The 18,656-nt window shown below is 63.2% G+C and carries 14 protein-coding genes; all 14 read left to right on the forward strand.

Translation table 11 applies throughout. The annotated features are described in order from the left end of the window. Window positions 1-8: 8 nt before the first annotated feature. The 14 genes from rseP to eno all read left to right on the forward strand — a co-directional run bounded on the left by rseP (window position 9) and on the right by eno (window position 18,621). Window positions 9-1,361, forward strand: coding sequence for a sigma E protease regulator RseP (gene rseP / locus GJV37_RS24455; RefSeq protein ID WP_170859906.1), 1,353 nt, complete (start codon window positions 9-11; stop codon window positions 1,359-1,361). Between the two features lie 73 nt (window positions 1,362-1,434). Then, complete coding sequence (bamA, locus tag GJV37_RS24460; protein WP_024766078.1) at window positions 1,435-3,810, forward strand: outer membrane protein assembly factor BamA; 2,376 nt, start codon at window positions 1,435-1,437, stop codon at window positions 3,808-3,810. Between the two features lie 48 nt (window positions 3,811-3,858). Beyond that, entirely contained in the window at window positions 3,859-4,362 is a 504-nt protein-coding gene (locus tag GJV37_RS24465; protein ID WP_024766077.1) for an OmpH family outer membrane protein, read from the forward strand. Then, window positions 4,362-5,423, forward strand: coding sequence for a UDP-3-O-(3-hydroxymyristoyl)glucosamine N-acyltransferase (gene lpxD, locus GJV37_RS24470; protein ID WP_037009538.1), 1,062 nt, complete (start codon window positions 4,362-4,364; stop codon window positions 5,421-5,423). Before GJV37_RS24465 ends, lpxD begins: the two co-directional genes overlap by 1 nt. 48 nt (window positions 5,424-5,471) lie before the next feature. Beyond that, window positions 5,472-5,912, forward strand: coding sequence for a 3-hydroxyacyl-ACP dehydratase FabZ (fabZ, locus tag GJV37_RS24475; RefSeq protein WP_024766076.1), 441 nt, complete (start codon window positions 5,472-5,474; stop codon window positions 5,910-5,912). Continuing rightward, the gene (gene lpxA / locus GJV37_RS24480; RefSeq protein ID WP_024766075.1) at window positions 5,909-6,685 is read left to right on the forward strand and encodes an acyl-ACP--UDP-N-acetylglucosamine O-acyltransferase; all 777 of its coding nucleotides are present in this window, start codon (window positions 5,909-5,911) and stop codon (window positions 6,683-6,685) included. Before fabZ ends, lpxA begins: the two co-directional genes overlap by 4 nt. A 2-nt stretch (window positions 6,686-6,687) precedes the next feature. Beyond that, window positions 6,688-7,830 carry a lipid-A-disaccharide synthase gene (lpxB, locus tag GJV37_RS24485; protein WP_170859907.1) on the forward strand — a complete coding sequence of 381 codons (1,143 nt, stop codon included), beginning with the start codon at window positions 6,688-6,690 and terminating at the stop codon, window positions 7,828-7,830. Further along, on the forward strand, window positions 7,830-8,441 hold the full coding sequence (gene rnhB, locus GJV37_RS24490) for a ribonuclease HII (protein WP_170859908.1): 612 nt from the start codon (window positions 7,830-7,832) through the stop codon (window positions 8,439-8,441). Before lpxB ends, rnhB begins: the two co-directional genes overlap by 1 nt. Before the next feature lie 154 nt (window positions 8,442-8,595). Next, window positions 8,596-12,126 (forward strand): DNA polymerase III subunit alpha, encoded by a 3,531-nt coding sequence (gene dnaE, locus GJV37_RS24495; protein ID WP_024766072.1) that lies wholly within the window; start codon window positions 8,596-8,598, stop codon window positions 12,124-12,126. A gap of 113 nt (window positions 12,127-12,239) precedes the next feature. Then, window positions 12,240-13,190 (forward strand): acetyl-CoA carboxylase carboxyl transferase subunit alpha, encoded by a 951-nt coding sequence (gene accA, locus GJV37_RS24500; RefSeq protein WP_065084293.1) that lies wholly within the window; start codon window positions 12,240-12,242, stop codon window positions 13,188-13,190. A 69-nt stretch (window positions 13,191-13,259) separates the two neighbouring features. After that, complete coding sequence (gene tilS / locus GJV37_RS24505; protein ID WP_084358877.1) at window positions 13,260-14,579, forward strand: tRNA lysidine(34) synthetase TilS; 1,320 nt, start codon at window positions 13,260-13,262, stop codon at window positions 14,577-14,579. Between the two features lie 171 nt (window positions 14,580-14,750). Further along, entirely contained in the window at window positions 14,751-16,379 is a 1,629-nt protein-coding gene (locus tag GJV37_RS24510) for a CTP synthase (RefSeq protein WP_024766069.1), read from the forward strand. Between the two features lie 2 nt (window positions 16,380-16,381). Further along, window positions 16,382-17,227, forward strand: coding sequence for a 3-deoxy-8-phosphooctulonate synthase (gene kdsA / locus GJV37_RS24515; RefSeq protein ID WP_024766068.1), 846 nt, complete (start codon window positions 16,382-16,384; stop codon window positions 17,225-17,227). Between the two features lie 104 nt (window positions 17,228-17,331). Continuing rightward, the gene (gene eno / locus GJV37_RS24520; protein WP_015476278.1) at window positions 17,332-18,621 is read left to right on the forward strand and encodes a phosphopyruvate hydratase; all 1,290 of its coding nucleotides are present in this window, start codon (window positions 17,332-17,334) and stop codon (window positions 18,619-18,621) included. Window positions 18,622-18,656 lie beyond the last annotated feature (35 nt).

Raw genomic sequence — 18,656 nt, forward strand, 5'->3', positions numbered from 1 at the left:
AGGTAGCGATGAGCGCCCTTTATATGGTGGTGGGACTGATTGTCGCCCTGGGCGTACTGGTCACCTTCCACGAGTTCGGACACTTCTGGGTTGCCCGCCGCTGCGGGGTCAAAGTCCTGCGTTTCTCCGTGGGCTTCGGCACGCCGCTGGTGCGCTGGCATGACCGCCATGGCACCGAGTTCGTCGTAGCCGCCATTCCCTTGGGCGGCTACGTGAAGATGCTGGACGAGCGTGAGGGTGATGTGCCTGCCGAACTGCTCGACCGTGCCTTCAATCGCAAGACCGTGTTCCAGCGCATCGCTATCGTGGCGGCCGGTCCGGTGGCCAACTTCCTACTCGCCATCCTGTTCTTCTGGGTGCTGGCCATGCTTGGCAGCCAGCAGATCAGGCCGGTCATCGGCTCTGTGGTGGCGGATAGCCCGGCGGCCATCGCTGGGTTGGCGTCCGGCCAGGAAGTCGTTGCCGTGGACGGCGAAGCCGTCGATGGCTGGAGCAGCGTCAACCTGCAACTGGTACGCCGCCTCGGTGAAACGGGCGAGCTGAGCGTCACGGTGCTGGAGAAGGGGTCGAGCGTTCCCGCGGTGCACCAGGTCCGCATCAGCTCCTGGCTGAAGAACGAAGACAATCCCGATCCCATCGGTGGGCTGGGGATCCAGCCCTGGCGACCCTCTGTCGCACCGCTGATTGCCGAGCTGGACGAAAAGGGCCCTGCCAAGGCTGCCGGCCTGCAGATCGGTGATCGGATCGTCACTCTTGACGGTCGGCAGGTCACGGATTGGCAAGAAGTGGTCTCGCGTGTACGCGCCATGCCAGAGCGCAAGGTGATCCTGGAGGTCGAGCGCGCCGGCCGGAACCAGGAGCTTGCCTTGACCCTGGCGGCCAAAGGCGAGGGCAAGGCCCGCACCGGCTACCTGGGCGCGGGTGTCGCCGGTGGTCAATGGCCGCCCGAAATGCTCCGTGAAGTGAGCTATGGGCCGGTGGCCGCGGTGGGGCAGGCGCTCTCCCGAACCTGGTCTATGAGCCTGCTAACTCTGGATTCTCTAAAGAAAATGGTGCTCGGGCAGCTCTCGGTAAAAAACTTGAGCGGGCCGATAACCATTGCTAAAGTGGCGGGCGCTTCAGCCCAGTCCGGCGTAGGAGATTTTCTGCATTTCCTCGCCTATCTGAGCATCAGCTTGGGGGTTCTCAACCTGTTGCCGATTCCTGTTCTCGATGGCGGGCATCTGCTGTTCTACATGGTCGAGTGGGTGCGAGGTCGCCCATTGTCGGAGCGGGTCCAGGCTTGGGGGATGCAGATTGGCATCAGCCTGGTAGTCGGGGTCATGTTGTTGGCCCTGGTCAACGATCTGAGTCGACTGTAACCGCCATTGGATTTTCGGATCTGCCGCCTTTTGCGGCAGATTCTCTATTTGTCAGTTGGAATAAAAGGACTCCATGAAACGCTTTCTGCTTCCCGCGGCCCTTTCCGCGCTGATGATCGCCCAGGTTCACGCCGAGTCCTTCACTGTTTCCGATATCCGGGTCAACGGCCTCCAACGCGTGTCTGCCGGCAGCGTGTTCGCCGCATTGCCGTTGAACGTCGGCGAGCAGATCGATGATCGCCGCCTGGTCGAAGCGACCCGCTCGCTGTTCAAGACCGGTTTCTTCCAGGACATCCAGCTCAGCCGTGATGGCAATGTGCTGATCGTCAACGTGGTGGAGCGCCCGTCCATCTCCAGCATCGAGATCGAGGGCAACAAGGCCATCACCACCGAAGACCTGATGAAGGGGCTGAAGCAATCCGGCCTCTCCGAAGGCGAAATCTTCCAGCGTGCGACCCTTGAGGGCGTACGCAACGAGCTGCAGCGCCAGTACGTGGCCCAGGGTCGCTACTCCGCCGAGATCGAGACCGAAGTGGTGCCGCAGCCGCGCAACCGTGTGGCGCTGAAGATCAACATCAACGAAGGCACCGTGGCGGCCATCGCCCATGTCAACGTGGTGGGCAACACCGTCTTCTCCGAAGAAGACCTGACCGATCTGTTCGAGCTCAAGACCACCAACTGGCTGTCCTTCTTCAAGAACGACGACAAGTATTCCCGCGAGAAGCTCTCCGGCGACCTGGAGCGCCTGCGCTCCTACTACCTGGACCGCGGCTACATCCACATGGATATCGCCTCCACCCAGGTCTCCATCACCCCGGACAAGAAGCACGTCTACATCACCGTCAACGTCAACGAAGGTGAGAAGTACACCGTCAGCGACGTGAAGCTCTCCGGCGACCTGAAGGTGCCGGAAGAGGAAGTGAAGAAGCTGCTGCTGGTGAAGAAGGGCCAGGTGTTCTCCCGCAAGGTGATGACCACCACTTCCGACCTCATCACCCGTCGCCTGGGTAACGAGGGCTACACCTTCGCCAACGTCAACGGCGTACCCGAGCCGAACGACGAGAACAAGACCGTGTCGATCACCTACGTGGTCGACCCGGGCAAGCGCGCCTACGTCAACCGCATCAACTTCCGTGGCAACACCAAGACCGAGGACGAAGTACTCCGTCGCGAAATGCGCCAGATGGAAGGCGGCTGGGCGTCGACCTACCTGATCGACCAGTCCAAGCAGCGCCTGGAGCGCCTGGGCTACTTCAAGGAAGTCAACGTCGAGACTCCGGCCGTACCGGGCACCGACGACCAGGTCGACGTCAACTACAGCGTGGAAGAGCAGCCGTCCGGCTCGATCACCGCCAGCGTGGGCTTCGCCCAGAGCGCCGGCCTGATCCTTGGCGGCTCGATCAGCCAGAACAACTTCCTGGGTACCGGTAACAAGGTCAGCATCGGCTTGACCAAGTCCGACTACCAGACCCGCTACAACTTCGGCTTCGTCGACCCCTACTGGACTGTCGACGGCGTGAGCCTGGGCTACAACGCCTTCTACCGCAAGACCGATTACGATCAGCTCGACGTAGACGTCTCCAGCTACTCGGTGAACAGCCTGGGTGCCGGCGTCAGCATCGGCTACCCGATCAGCGAGACCTCGCGTCTGACCTACGGCCTGACCGTGCAGCGCGACGACATCGATACCGGCGCCTATACCGTCGACGAGATCTTCGACTTCATCGAGAAGGAAGGCGACAGCTTCACCAACTTCAAGGCGTCCATCGGCTGGTCCGAATCGACCCTGAACAAGGGGGTGCTGGCCAACCGTGGTCACTCGCAGAGCCTGGTGCTGGAAACCACCATTCCAGGCAGCGACCTGTCGTTCTACAAGCTTGATTACCGTGGCCAGATCTTCGCGCCGCTGACCGAAAACTACACGATGCGCTTCCACACCGAGCTCGGTTACGGCGGCGCATACGGCGACACCGATCGTCTGCCGTTCTACGAGAACTACTACGCCGGCGGCTTCAACTCGGTGCGTGGCTTCAAGGACAGCTCCCTCGGTCCGCGCAGTACGCCCAGTAAAGCTCGTAATAACGGTGATGGGCCGGATGACCAGGGCCGCTACACCGACCCGGATCAGGATCCGCAAGCCTTCGGTGGTAACATCATGATCACCGGCGGTGCCGAACTGCTGTTCCCGCTGCCCTTCGTGAAGGATCAGCGCCAACTGCGTACCGTGCTGTTCTACGACATCGGTAACGTGTTCGATACCGACTGTCCGATCTCGACTACCCAGGGTTGTGACGGTGTCAAGTTCCAGGACATGGCCATGTCCGCGGGTGTGGGCCTGACCTGGATTACCGCACTGGGCCCGCTCAGCTTCAGCCTGGCGACCCCGATCAAGAAGCCGGACAACGCCGAAACCCAGATCTTCCAGTTCTCCCTGGGACAGACCTTCTAATTGGCCGTATCGTTGTAATGACAACCATGCTTTGTGCAGGAGTGCATTGTGCGTAAGTTGACCCAGTTCGTCCTGATCACCGCCGCCCTGGCAGCGAGCCCCGCGTTCGCCGACATGAAGATCGCGGTGCTCAACTATCAGATGGCACTCCTCGAGTCGGATGCGGCCAAGCAGTACGCCGTGGACGCCGAGAAGAAGTTCGGCCCCCAACTGACCAAGCTCAAGGCCCTGGAAACCGATGCCAAGGCCCTGCAGGACAAGCTGGTCAATGGTGGCAGCAAGATGTCCAACGCCGAGCGTGAAAAGGCCGAAGGCGACTTCAAGCAGAAGGCCCGCGACTTCCAGTTCCAGTCCAAGGAGCTGAACGAAGCCAAGGCCGTCGCCGACCGCGACATGCTGAAGAAGCTGAAGCCGAAGCTGGACCAGGCTGTGGAGGAAACCATCAAGAAGGGTGGTTTTGACCTCGTGGTCGAGCGTGGTGCCGTGGTCGACGTGAAGCCGCAGTACGACATCACCCGCCAAGTCATCGAGCGCATGAACCAACTGCGCTGATGATGACCGAGCTGTCCTTTACCCTCGCCGAACTGGCCGCGCAGCTCGATGCCGAGTTGCGCGGCGATCCCGCCTTGGTTATTCGCGGGTTGGCTACCTTGCAAGAGGCAGGGGCTGATCAACTCAGCTTCCTGGCCAATCCGCAGTACCGCAAGTTCCTTCCCGACAGCCAGGCCGGTGCCGTCCTGCTGACTGCTGCCGATGCCGAAGGCTTCAGCGGTAATGCACTGGTCGTTGCCAATCCCTACCTGGCCTATGCCGGCCTGTCCCACCAGTTCGACCGCAAGCCCAAGGCAGCGGTTGGCATTCATCCCACTGCCGTGGTCGATGAAGGTGCGCAGGTCGATGCGTCCGCCAGTGTCGGTCCGTATGCCGTGGTCGAAGCAGGCGCGCAGATCGGCGCCAACGTGACCATCGGTGCCCATTGCTTCGTCGGCGCGCGCAGCGTGATCGGCGAGGGCGGCTGGTTGGCGCCCCGCGTAACGCTCTACCACGACGTGCGCATCGGCAAGCGCGTGGTGATCCAGTCGGGTGCCGTGCTGGGTGGCGAGGGCTTCGGCTTCGCCAACCACCAGGGTGTCTGGCAGAAGATCGCGCAGATCGGCGGCGTCACCCTGGGTGATGACGTCGAGATCGGCGCCAATACCACCATCGATCGTGGTGCGCTGTCCGACACCATCGTGGGCAATGGCGTGAAGCTGGATAACCAGATCATGATCGCCCACAACGTGCAGATCGGTGACCACACCGCCATGGCCGGCTGCTGCGGGATTTCCGGCAGCGCCAAGATCGGCAAGCACTGCATGCTTGCCGGTGGTGTCGGCCTGGTCGGCCACATCGAGATCTGCGACAACGTCTTCGTCACCGGCATGACCATGGTCACCCGTTCGATCACCGAGCCGGGCTCCTACTCCTCCGGTACCGCCATGCAGCCTGCGGCTGAATGGAAGAAGAGTGCCGCGCGCATTCGTCAGCTGGATGACATGGCCCGTCGTCTGCAGCAGTTGGAAAAGCGCCTGGCCGCCGTGACCCCAAGCGGAGACGCTCCATCAGATGCGTGATCCACGCATTTTTTGGCGTTTCCCTTTTCTGAACAGGCTCCCCTGAACATGATGGACATCAACGAGATTCGCGAATACCTGCCTCATCGCTACCCCTTCCTGCTGGTGGATCGGGTGGTCGAGCTGGACATCGAAGGCAAGCGCATTCGCGCCTACAAGAATGTCAGCATCAACGAGCCGTTCTTCAATGGCCACTTCCCGCAGCATCCGATCATGCCGGGCGTGCTGATCATCGAGGCCATGGCCCAGGCGGCCGGCATCCTCGGCTTCAAGATGCTCGACGTGAAACCGGCCGATGGCACCCTTTACTATTTCGTCGGCTCCGACAAGCTGCGCTTCCGCCAGCCGGTGTTGCCGGGGGACCAGCTGCAGCTCAACGCCCAGTTCCTCAGCGTCAAGCGCGGCATCTGGAAGTTCGACTGCAACGCCACCGTGGACGGCAAGCCGGTTTGCTCGGCTGAAATCATCTGTGCGGAACGCAAACTATGAGTTTGATCGATCCTCGCGCCATCATCGACCCGCGCGCAAAGCTGGCTGACGACGTAGAAGTGGGCCCCTGGTCCATGGTCGGGCCGGATGTGGAGATCGGCGAAGGTACGGTGATCGGTCCCCACGTGGTGGTCAAAGGCCCCACGAAGATCGGCAAGCACAATCGGATTTTCCAGTTCTCCAGCGTGGGTGAAGATACCCCCGACCTGAAGTACAAGGGCGAACCGACTCGCCTGGTGATCGGCGACCACAACGTGATCCGCGAGGGTGTCACCATTCATCGCGGCACTATCCAGGACCGCTCGGAAACCACCATTGGCGACCACAACCTGTTCATGGCCTACGTCCATGTCGGCCATGACAGTGTGATCGGCAACCATTGCATCCTGGTGAACAACACCGCGCTGGCGGGTCATGTTCACGTGGATGACTGGGCAATCCTCTCCGGTTATACCCTGGTGCATCAGTTCTGCCGTATCGGCGCCCACGCCTTCTCGGGCATGGGAACCACCATCGGCAAGGACGTCCCGGCCTATGTCACGGTCTTCGGCAACCCCGCCGAGGCCCGCAGCATGAACTTCGAGGGCCTGCGCCGTCGTGGTTTCAGCGCCGAGTCGATCCAGGCGCTGCGCCGGGCCTACAAGGTGGTCTACCGCCAGGGCCTGACGGTGGACGAGGCGCTGGCCGAACTGGCTGAAGCCTCCGCGCAGTTCCCGGAAGTCGCGGTGTTCCGCGATTCCATCCAGAGCTCCACCCGCGGCATCACTCGCTGACCATGCAAAGCACCGCACGCAAGCTGCGCGTCGCCCTGGTCGCGGGCGAGGCGTCCGGCGATATCCTCGGCTCCGGTCTCATGCAGGCGCTCAGGCAGCGCCACCCCGACATCGAGTTCATCGGTGTCGGCGGCCCGCGCATGGAGGCCGAAGGGCTGGAGTCGCACTTCCCCATGGAACGCCTCTCTGTCATGGGGCTGTTCGAGGTCCTCGGGCGCCTGCGCGAACTGCTGCGCCGGCGCAAGGACCTGGTGCAGATGCTGATCGCGGCGAAGCCGGATGTGTTCATTGGCATCGATGCGCCGGACTTCAACCTGAACATCGAACTGAAGCTGCGCCAAGCAGGCATCCGCACGGTGCACTACGTCAGCCCGTCGGTCTGGGCCTGGCGGCAGAAGCGTGTGCTGAAGATCAAGCAAGCCTGTGACCTGATGCTGGCGCTCTTCCCCTTCGAAGCGCGCTTCTACGAAGAGCATGCGGTACCGGTGCGCTTTGTCGGCCATCCGCTGGCCAATACCATCCCCCTGGCGGCTGATCGTGCCGGTGCGCGCGAGCGCCTTGGCCTGCCGCAGGACGCCAGCGTCGTTGCACTTCTGCCTGGCAGTCGGGGAGGGGAGGTCGGCAAGCTCGGCGTGCTGTTCCTGGATACTGCCCGACGCCTGCTCCAGGATCGCCCCGGCCTGCGTTTCGTGTTGCCCTGTGCCAGTCCCGAGCGTCGCCTGCAGATCGAAGAGATGCTGGTCGGCCGCGACTTGCCGGTGCAGTTGCTCGACGGCGCTTCCCACGAGGCCCTCGCCGCTTGCGATGCCGTGCTGATCGCCTCTGGTACTGCCACGTTGGAAGCGCTGCTGTACAAGCGGCCGATGGTCGTTGCCTACAAGGTGGCGCCCATGACCTACCGCATTCTCAAGCGCCTGGTGAATAGTCCGTACATCTCGCTGCCGAACCTGCTGGCCGGCCGACTGTTGGTGCCGGAACTGATCCAGGATGCGGCGACGCCCGAGGCGCTGGCCGCGACCCTGACGCCGCTGCTCGACGACGGCAGCGTGCAGACCGAACCCTTCGACGCCATCCATCGCGCCCTGCGCCAGGATGCGTCAGCGCAGGCCGCCGAGGCGGTGCTCGCCCTGATGGAGAAACGCTGATGCAGATGGGCCTGGACTTCACCCTTGTCGAAGAGCTGGTCGCCGGTGTCGATGAGGTTGGCCGTGGTCCGCTGTGCGGTCCCGTGGTCACCGCTGCGGTGATTCTCGATCCGGCTCGGCCGATCAGCGGGTTGAACGATTCCAAGAAGCTCACCGAAGCCAAGCGGGAAAAACTCTTCGACGAGATTCGCGAGAAAGCCCTGGCCTGGTGCATCGCCCGTGCCGATGTGCATGAGATCGACCAGCTCAACATCCTTCACGCCACCATGCTCGCCATGCAGCGCGCGGTGGAAGGCCTGAGCGTCACGCCGAAACTGGCGCTGATCGACGGTAATCGTTGCCCGAAGCTGAAAGTCCCCTCGGCACCGGTGGTGCAGGGTGACGCCAAGGTGCCGGCTATCGCCGCGGCCTCGATCCTGGCCAAGGTCAGCCGCGACCGCGAGATGCAGGAAATGGAAGCGCAGTACCCAGGCTACGGCATCGGTGGGCACAAGGGCTATCCCACGCCCGTGCACCTCGAAGCTCTCAAGCGCCTGGGCCCCACGCCCATTCATCGCCGTTCGTTCGGTCCGGTGCGCGCTTTGCTCGAAGACGCCGGCGGCATCCTGTAACGCCCTGTTATTACTCTGAAAATACTCCAGGCAGGCTGTTCTCCGGTGCGTTGACGCAGCGGCTGCGACGGCTGGCCCATTGATCCCTGTAGCTTTGCGGACAGCCCCGGTACAATCCGGGGCTTGCCGTTTTTCGCGTTTGCCAAGGACCACCATGACCGCCACCTTCGTTCACCTGCGTCTGCACACCGAATTCTCCCTGGTCGACGGCCTGGTGCGGGTCAAGCCGCTGATCAAGGCGGTTGGCGGGGCGGGTATGCCGGCGGTGGCGGTGACCGACCTGAGCAACATGTGCTCGCTGGTAAAGTTCTACAAGACGGCCATGGGCGGCGGCATCAAGCCGATTTGCGGCGCCGACATCTGGCTGGCCAACCGCGACGAGGACGGCCCGCTGACCCGCCTGACCCTGCTGGCGATGAACGCCAAGGGCTATCGCAACCTCACCGAGCTGATTTCTCGCGGCTGGCAGGAAGGCCAGCGCAACGGCGAGATCATCATCGAGCGCCAGTGGGTAAAGGAGGCCGCCGAGGGCCTGATCGCGCTGTCCGGCTCCAAGGAAGGCGAGATCGGCTTGGCCCTGCTGGAAGGCGACGATGCCCTGGCCGACTCGCTGCTTGCCGAGTGGCTGGAAGTGTTCCCGGAGCGCTTTTACCTCGACATCCAGCGCACCAACCGCGTCAACGACGAAGAACACGTGCATGCCGCCGTGGCCCTGGCTGAGCGCAGCGGCGCGCCACTGGTGGCGACCAACGACGTGCGCTTCATCAAGCAGGAAGACTTCGAGGCCCATGAGACCCGCGTGTGCATCGGTGAAGGCCGTGCGCTGGACGATCCGCGCCGCTCGCGTCACTACTCTGACCAGCAGTATCTGAAGAGTCCGGCAGAAATGGCCGAGCTGTTCAGCGATATCCCCGAAGCGCTGGAAAACTCCGTCGAGATCGCCAAGCGCTGCAATATCGAGGTGCAACTGGGCAAGTACTTCCTGCCCAACTTCCCGATCCCCTACGACGACATGGATATCAACCAATATCTGCGCCATGTCTCCTACGAGGGCCTGGAGGAGCGCCTGGCGGTGCTGTGGCCGAAGGAAACCACGCCGAACTACGAAGAGAAGCGGCAGATCTACGTTGACCGTCTGGAGTTCGAGTTGGGCACCATTATCCAGATGGGGTTCCCCGGCTACTTCCTGATCGTGATGGACTTCATCAAGTGGGCCAAGAACAACGGCGTGCCTGTCGGCCCCGGCCGGGGTTCGGGGGCCGGTTCGCTGGTCGCCTACGTGCTGAAGATCACCGACCTCGATCCGCTGGCCTACGACCTGCTGTTCGAGCGTTTCTTGAACCCCGAACGTATTTCCATGCCCGACTTCGATGTCGACTTCTGCATGGAAGGCCGCGACCGGGTGATCGACTACGTGGCCGGCGCCTACGGCCGCAATGCGGTCAGCCAGATCATTACCTTCGGCTCCATGGCCGCGAAGGCGGTGGTGCGTGACGTGGCGCGGGTGCAGGGAAAATCCTACGGCCTGGCCGATAAGCTGTCGAAGATGATTCCCTTCGAAGTGGGCATGACGCTGGAGAAGGCCTTCGAACAGGAGGAAATGCTCCGCGACTTCCTCAAGTCCGACGAGGAAGCCCAGGAAATCTGGGACATGGCGCTCAAGCTGGAAGGTGTCACCCGTGGTACCGGCAAGCACGCCGGTGGCGTGGTGATCGCGCCGACCAAGCTGACCGACTTCGCTCCCATCGCCTGTGACGAGGAGGGCGCCGGCCTGGTGACCCAGTTCGACAAGGACGATGTGGAAGCTGCCGGCCTGGTGAAGTTCGACTTCCTCGGCCTGCGCACCCTGACCATCATCAAATGGGCGATGGAGATCATCCATCGCATCCAGAAGAAGAACGGCGACCCGAATCTGGTCGACATCGACCGCATTCCGCTGGACGACAAGAAGACCTACGACCTGTTGCAGAAGGCTGAAACCACCGCGGTCTTCCAGCTTGAATCGCGTGGCATGAAGGAGCTGATCAAGAAGCTCAAGCCGGACTGTCTGGAAGACCTCATCGCACTGGTGGCGCTGTTCCGTCCCGGTCCGCTGCAGTCGGGCATGGTGGACGACTTCATCAACCGTAAGCATGGTCGCGAAGAGATTTCCTACCCACACCCGGATTACCAGTACGCTGGCCTGGAACCGGTGCTCAAGCCGACCTACGGCATCATCCTGTACCAGGAACAGGTGATGCAGATCGCCCAGGTGATGGCGGGCTACAGCCTCGGTGGTGCGGACATGCTGCGCCGCGCCATGGGCAAGAAGAAGCCCGAGGAAATGGCCAAGCAGCGCGGCGGCTTCATCGAAGGTTGTGCCGGCAACGGCATCGACGCCAACCTCGCGGGCAACATCTTCGATCTGGTGGAAAAGTTCGCCGGCTACGGCTTCAACAAGTCCCACTCGGCCGCCTACGGCCTGGTGTCGTACCAGACCGCCTGGCTGAAGACCCACTGGAAAGCCCCGTTCATGGCTGCGGTACTGACCGCGGATATGCAGAACACCGACAAGGTGGTGACGCTCATCGAAGAGTGCCGCCACATGAAGCTGCGCATTCTCGCGCCGGACGTGAACAACTCGGAGTTCCGCTTCACCGTGGATGAGGACGACCAGATCGTCTACGGCCTGGGCGCGATCAAGGGCGTCGGTGAAGGCCCGGTGGAAGCCATCACCGAGTGCCGCAACGAAGGCGGCCCGTTCAAGAACCTGTTCGACTTCTGCGATCGCATCGATCTCAAACGCGTCAACAAGCGGACCCTGGAAGCGCTGATCCGCGCCGGTGCGCTGGACCGTCTCGGCCCGCACTTCTTTGAGGAGCAGAAGGCCTACCACGCCCACGTCGACATCAACCGCGCCGTGCTGCTGGCCTCCATGGAAGAAGCCGTCAAGGCCGCCGAGCAGACCTCGCGCAGCCATGACAGCGGCCACATGGACCTGTTCGGCGGCGTCTTCGCCGAGCCCGAGGCGGACGTTTACGCCAACCATCGCAAGGTCAAGGAGCTCAACCTCAAGGAGCGCCTGAAAGGCGAGAAGGACACCCTCGGCCTGTACCTGACCGGCCATCCCATCGACGAGTACGAAGGCGAGGTGCGACGTTTTGCCCGCCAGCGCATCGTCGAGCTCAAGCCCGCGCGTGACACTCAGACTGTCGCCGGCCTGATCGTCAACCTGCGGGTGATGAAGAACAAGCGCGGCGACAAGATGGGCTTCGTGACCCTGGACGACCGCTCCGGCCGTATCGAAGCCTCGTTGTTCGCCGAAGCCTTCGCCGCCAACCAGGCGCTGCTGCAGACCGATGCGCTGGTGGTGATCGAGGGCGAAGTCAGCCAGGACGATTTCTCCGGCGGCCTGCGCCTGCGCGCCAAGCGCGTCATGGGCCTGGAAGAGGCCCGCACGTCGCTGGCCGAGAGCCTTCGGGTGCGCGTGCATGCCGATGCGCTCAAGGGCGACCGCCTGCGCTGGCTGGCCGATCTGTGCACCCGCCACCGGGGCAGTTGCCCGGTGACCGTCGACTACAGTGGCGAGTCGGCACGCGCGCTGCTGCAGTTCGGCGAGCAGTGGCGGATCGACCCGGCAGACAACCTGATTCAAGCGCTGCGTGACCAGTTCGGCCGCGACAACGTCTTCCTGAACTACCGCTAGCGTGGCGGTGGCCAAACGCCGCCCGCTCGCCAGTCTCGACCCTCGGCGCCCGATACCGTAAGGTAGGGCGCCTACGGACCAGGCCCAGCCGCCAACAGAACGACGGATAGCCCATGAACCCGAATTTTCTCGATTTCGAACAGCCCATTGCCGACCTGCACGCCAAGATCGAAGAGCTGCGGTTGGTCGGTAACGACAACGCCCTGAACATCACCGACGAAATCTCCCGTCTTCAGGAAAAGAGCAAGGCGCTGACCGAGAACATCTTCGGCAACCTGTCCAGCTGGCAGATCGCCCAGCTCGCTCGCCATCCGCGTCGTCCCTACACCCTCGACTACATCGAGCACATCTTCACCGAGTTCGAAGAGCTGCACGGTGATCGTCACTTCGCCGATGACGCCGCCATCGTCGGCGGCGTTGCTCGCCTGGAAGACCAGCCGGTGATGATCATCGGTCACCAGAAGGGCCGCGAAGTTCGCGAGAAGGTCCGTCGCAACTTCGGCATGCCGCGCCCGGAAGGCTACCGCAAGGCCTGCCGCCTGATGGAAATGGCCGAACGCTTCAAGATGCCGATCCTGACCTTCATCGACACCCCCGGCGCCTACCCGGGCATCGACGCCGAAGAGCGTGGCCAGAGCGAGGCCATCGCCTGGAACCTGCGTGTCATGGCGCGCCTGAAGACCCCGATCATTGCTACCGTGATTGGCGAAGGTGGTTCGGGCGGTGCGCTGGCCATCGGCGTGTGCGACCAGCTGAACATGCTGCAGTACTCCACCTATGCGGTGATCTCGCCCGAAGGTTGCGCCTCGATTCTCTGGCGTACCGCCGAGAAAGCACCGGAAGCGGCCGAGGCCATGGGCATCACCGCCAACCGCCTGAAGGATCTGGGTATCGTCGACAACGTTATCCCGGAGCCGCTGGGCAGCGCCCACCGCGACCCGGCCGCCATGGCCGAGACCATCCGCAATTCCCTGCTCGGCCAGCTCGACACCCTGGGCCAACTAAGTACCGAAGAGCTCCTTGCGCGCCGCTACGAGCGCCTGATGAGCTACGGCGTCGCCTGATCAACGCATTCGGCGCAGTGCGGGTGACGAGGTATCCTTGCCTCGTCCCCGACCCTGCCGACCTGCGCCATGTCTGCTGAATTCGAATCCCGACTGCTGAGTCTCCTCGCTCCCTGGTGTGCTGCGCCGGCTTGGCACGTTGCCTTTTCCGGCGGGCTGGATTCCACCGTCCTGCTGCATCTCCTGGCCGGGCTGGCCCGCCGGCAACCCGTGCCTCCTCTCTCCGCCATTCACGTTCACCACGGCCTGCAGGCCGTCGCTGACGCTTGGCCGGAACATTGTCAGCGGTTCTGCGATGGTATCGGTGTGCCCTTGCGGGTGACGCGCGTGCAAGTCGATGGTGGTGCAAGCCTAGAGCGCGCGGCGCGGGAGGCGCGTTATGCGGCTTTCACCGCGGCGCTGGGGGAGGGGGAATGCCTGCTGACCGGGCAGCACCGTGACGACCAGGCCGAAACCGTTCTTTTCCGGCTTTTCCGTGGTGCCGGAGTGCGCGGCTTGTCCGGAATGGCCGCTTGTCGACCGTTGGGGGCTGGGATGCTGTTGCGTCCGTTGCTGGGCATCAGTCGCGCGGAGCTGGAGAGGTACGCCCGTCGCCATGGGCTGGGTTGGGTCGACGATCCGTCCAATGCTTGCGACGACTTCGACCGCAACTATCTGCGCAACCACGTTGTGCCGGGCATCGTCCAGCGCTGGCCGTCGGCGGTGGAGACCATCGCCCGCAGTGCCGAGCACCTGGCGGAGGCCGATGGGCTGCTCGCCGAACTGGCGCAGAACGACCTGGTGTCGGCCGGAGCCCGAGACGAATACATCGGTATGCAATTGCCCTCACTGGCCGTCGCCGCACTGGCGCAGCTGAGCGAGCCACGCCAGCGCAATGCCCTGCGCCACTGGCTCGCGCCCCTGGCGCGCTTGCCGGACAGTGCCCACTGGGTCGGTTGGCGGGACCTGCGCGATGCTCGCGAAGACGCCGAGCCGATCTGGCGCCTTGCCGATGGCGAGCTGCGCCGTGCCCACGGTCGGCTCTGGTGGCTGGCCAATCCCTGGCTGGGTTTCGTACCGGCCAATCAGAGCTGGCGCGACCCTTCGCAGGTACTTTCGCTGCCGGGCAATGGTGAGTTGCGGTTTGACGGCGAAGCGCCTAAAGGGCCGCTGGAGGTTCGCTACCGGCAGGGCGGAGAAGTGATGGCGCTGGTCGGTCGCGGCAGTCGTGACCTCAAGCGCCTGCTCAACGAAGCAGCGGTGCCGGCTTTCCTGCGCGGCCGTCTGCCGCTGCTCTGGCGAGCCGACGAACTGCTCGGTGTAGCGCTGCTGCCGGGCTTGCGGGTGGAGGCTGGGCAGGGCTGGACCCTGCGCTGGACACCTCCGACGAATGACTCGGGTTTGAGCTGATAGCGGCTTTCCGGTAGACTACGCTCCCGTCTTGTACCGCTCCTGTTGATTCGCCTTCGAATCAGTGGGAGTTCGCTATTTTCACGACGAAGTCGTGAGCCGGGTCTTGTACCCGACACCTTCGCTTCCCCGGCGGCCGAGCCGCCTAAACGCTGACATTCAGGGCTTTTCATGACGCGCTACATCTTCGTCACGGGTGGTGTTGTTTCTTCATTGGGGAAAGGCATCGCCTCGGCTTCCTTGGCTGCCATTCTGGAAGCGCGTGGCCTGAAGATCACGATGCTCAAGCTGGACCCCTACATCAACGTCGACCCGGGCACCATGAGCCCGTTCCAGCACGGTGAGGTGTTCGTCACCCACGACGGCGCTGAGACTGACCTCGATCTGGGCCACTACGAGCGTTTCGTTCGTACCACGATGACCCAGAACAACAACTTCACCACCGGCCGCGTCTACATGGACGTGCTGCGCAAGGAGCGCCGCGGTGACTATCTGGGCGCCACCGTGCAGGTGATCCCGCACATCACCGACGAGATCAAGCGTCGCATCATCAAGGGCGCCGGCGATGCCGATGTGGCCCTGGTTGAAGTCGGCGGTACCGTGGGTGATATCGAATCGCAACCTTTCCTCGAGGCCATCCGCCAGTTGCGCGTGGAGATCGGTTCGCGCCGCGCCATGCTGATGCACCTGACGCTGGTCCCGTACATCGCCACCGCCGGCGAGACCAAGACCAAGCCGACTCAGCACTCGGTCAAGGAACTGCGTTCCATCGGCCTGCAGCCGGACATCCTGATCTGCCGCTCCGACCACCCGGTGGACGTGTCCTCCCGCCGCAAGATCGCCCTGTTCACCAACGTGGAAGAGCGCGCGGTCATCTCGCTGGAAGACGTCGACACCATCTACCGCATTCCGTCGGTACTGCACGCCCAGGGCGTGGACGACCTGGTCGTCGAGCGCTTCGGCCTCGAGTGCGGCCCGGCCGACCTGTCCGAGTGGGACCGCGTGGTCGACGCCAAGCTCAACCCCGAGCGTGAAGTCACCATCGCCATGGTCGGCAAGTACATGGAACTGCTCGACGCCTACAAGTCGCTGATCGAAGCCATGACCCACGCCGGCATCCAGAGCCGCACCAAGGTCAACCTGCGCTACATCGACTCCGAGGACATCGAGCAGCAGGGCACCAGCCTGCTCGAAGGCGCCGACGCCATCCTGGTTCCGGGCGGCTTCGGCCTGCGCGGCGTGGAAGGCAAGATCACCGCCGTGCAGTACGCCCGTGAGAACAAGGTCCCGTACCTGGGCATCTGCCTGGGCATGCAGGTGGCTGTCATCGAGTACGCCCGCAACGTGCTGGGCTGGACCGATGCCAACTCCACCGAGTTCGACAAGTCCAGCGGCCACCCGGTCGTCGGCCTGATCACCGAATGGCAGGACGCTACCGGCGCCACCGAAGTGCGCACCGAGGCTTCCGACCTGGGCGGCACCATGCGCCTGGGCGCCCAGGAGTGCCTGCTGTCCGCCGGCACCCTGGTGCACGATTGCTACGGCAAGGAAGTGATCGTCGAGCGTCACCGTCACCGCTACGAAGTGAACAACAACCTGCGTCCGCAACTGGAAGCTGCCGGCCTGAAGATCTCCGGCCGCTCAGGCGACGGCGCGCTGGTCGAAGTGGTCGAGGCTCCGGATCATCCGTGGTTCGTCGCCTGCCAGTTCCACCCGGAATTCACCTCCACCCCGCGTGATGGCCACCCGCTGTTCAGCGGCTTCGTCAATGCCGCCCTGAAACAAGCCGGGAAAGCCTGAACATGACCCAGAAGATCATCCGCGTCGGTGATATCCAGATCGGCAACGACCTGCCGTTCGTGCTGTTTGGCGGCATGAACGTGCTGGAGTCGCGCGACCTGGCGATGCAGGTCTGCGAAGAGTACGTGAAGGTGACCGAGAAACTCGGCATCCCCTACGTGTTCAAGGCCAGCTTCGACAAGGCCAACCGTTCCTCGATCACCTCGTTCCGTGGTCCGGGCATGGAAGAAGGGCTGAAGATCTTCGAAGAGATCAAGAAGACCTTCAAGGTGCCGGTCATCACCGACGTGCACGAGCCCTACCAGGCCGCTCCAGTGGCCGAGGTCTGCGACATCATCCAGCTGCCGGCCTTCCTGTCCCGGCAGACCGACCTGGTCGTGGCCATGGCCAAGACCAATGCGGTGATCAACATCAAGAAAGCCCAGTTCCTCGCGCCGCAGGAGATGAAACACATCCTGCGCAAGTGCGAGGAAGCGGGTAACGACCAGTTGATCCTCTGCGAGCGTGGCTCCTCCTTCGGGTACAACAACCTGGTGGTGGACATGCTCGGCTTCGGCATCATGAAGCAGTTCGAGTACCCGGTGTTCTTCGACGTGACCCACGCCCTGCAGATGCCGGGTGGCCGCGCCGATTCCGCCGGCGGCCGCCGTGCCCAGGTCACCGACCTGGCCAAGGCCGGCATGAGCCAGGGCCTCGCCGGCCTGTTCCTGGAGGCCCATCCGGACCCCGAGAACGCCAAGTGCGACGGTCCGTGCGCCCTGCGCCTGAACAAGCTCGAGCCTTTCCTGTCCCAGCTCAAGCAGCTGGACGACCTGGTCAAGAGTTTCCCCATTATCGAGACTGCCTGAGAATCGGCTCGATGCCTGCCGCGCTGAGCACGGCAGGCCATTGAGCCGATTCTGATGTCTCACCAGCCGCCCCGTTTATCTCTATCTTCGGAGTGTTATCAAGAATGGCAAAGATCGTCGACATCAAGGGCCGTGAGGTCCTGGACTCCCGCGGCAACCCGACCGTTGAAGCGGACGTGATCCTGGACAACGGCATCGTCGGCAGCGCTTGCGCCCCGTCCGGTGCATCCACCGGTTCCCGCGAGGCGCTCGAACTGCGCGATGGCGACAAGAGCCGTTACCTGGGCAAGGGCGTGCTGAAAGCCGTGGCCAACATCAATGGCCCGATCCGCGACCTGCTGCTGGGCAAGGACGCGGCTGACCAGAAAGGTCTGGATCACGCGATGATCGACCTCGACGGCACCGAGAACAAAGGCAAGCTGGGCGCCAACGCCATCCTCGCCGTGTCCCTGGCCGCCGCCAAGGCCGCTGCCCAGGCCAAGGGTGTGCCGCTGTACGCGCACATCGCCGACCTGAACGGCACCCCGGGCCAGTACTCCATGCCGGTTCCGATGATGAACATCATCAACGGCGGCGAGCACGCCGACAACAACGTCGACATCCAGGAGTTCATGGTCCAGCCGGTTGGCGCCAAGAACTTCGCCGATGCCCTGCGCATGGGCGCCGAGATCTTCCACCACCTCAAAGCCGTGCTGAAAGCCCGTGGCCTGAACACCGCCGTGGGTGACGAAGGTGGCTTCGCGCCGAACCTGGCTTCCAACGAAGACGCCCTGGCCGCCATCGCCGAAGCCGTCGCCAACGCCGGCTACAAGCTGGGCGATGACGTGACCCTGGCCCTGGACTGTGCCTCCTCCGAGTTCTTCAAGGACGGCCAGTACGACCTCGAAGGCGAAGGCAAGGTATTCAGCGCCGAAGGTTTCGCCGACTACCTGGCGGGCCTGACCCAGCGCTACCCGATCATCTCCATCGAAGACGGCATGGACGAGTCCGACTGGGCTGGCTGGAAAGTCCTGACCGACAAGATCGGCGAGAAGGTGCAACTGGTCGGCGACGACCTGTTCGTGACCAACACCAAGATCCTCAAGCGCGGCATCGACGAGAAGATCGGCAACTCGATCCTGATCAAGTTCAACCAGATCGGCTCGCTGACCGAGACCCTGGAAGCCATCCAGATGGCCAAGGCCGCCGGCTTCACCGCGGTGATCTCGCACCGTTCGGGCGAAACCGAGGACAGCACCATCGCTGACCTGGCCGTCGGCACCGCCGCTGGTCAGATCAAGACCGGCTCCCTGTGCCGCTCCGACCGCGTATCCAAGTACAACCAGCTGCTGCGTATCGAAGAGCAACTGGGCGCCAAGGCGCCGTACCGTGGTCGCGCGGAATTCCGCGGCTGATCCGAGTCTGGTACGGTGAAGGGGTGGCAGAAGCC

Source organism: Pseudomonas nitroreducens, from assembly GCF_010994165.1.
GTDB lineage: Bacteria > Pseudomonadota > Gammaproteobacteria > Pseudomonadales > Pseudomonadaceae > Pseudomonas > Pseudomonas nitroreducens.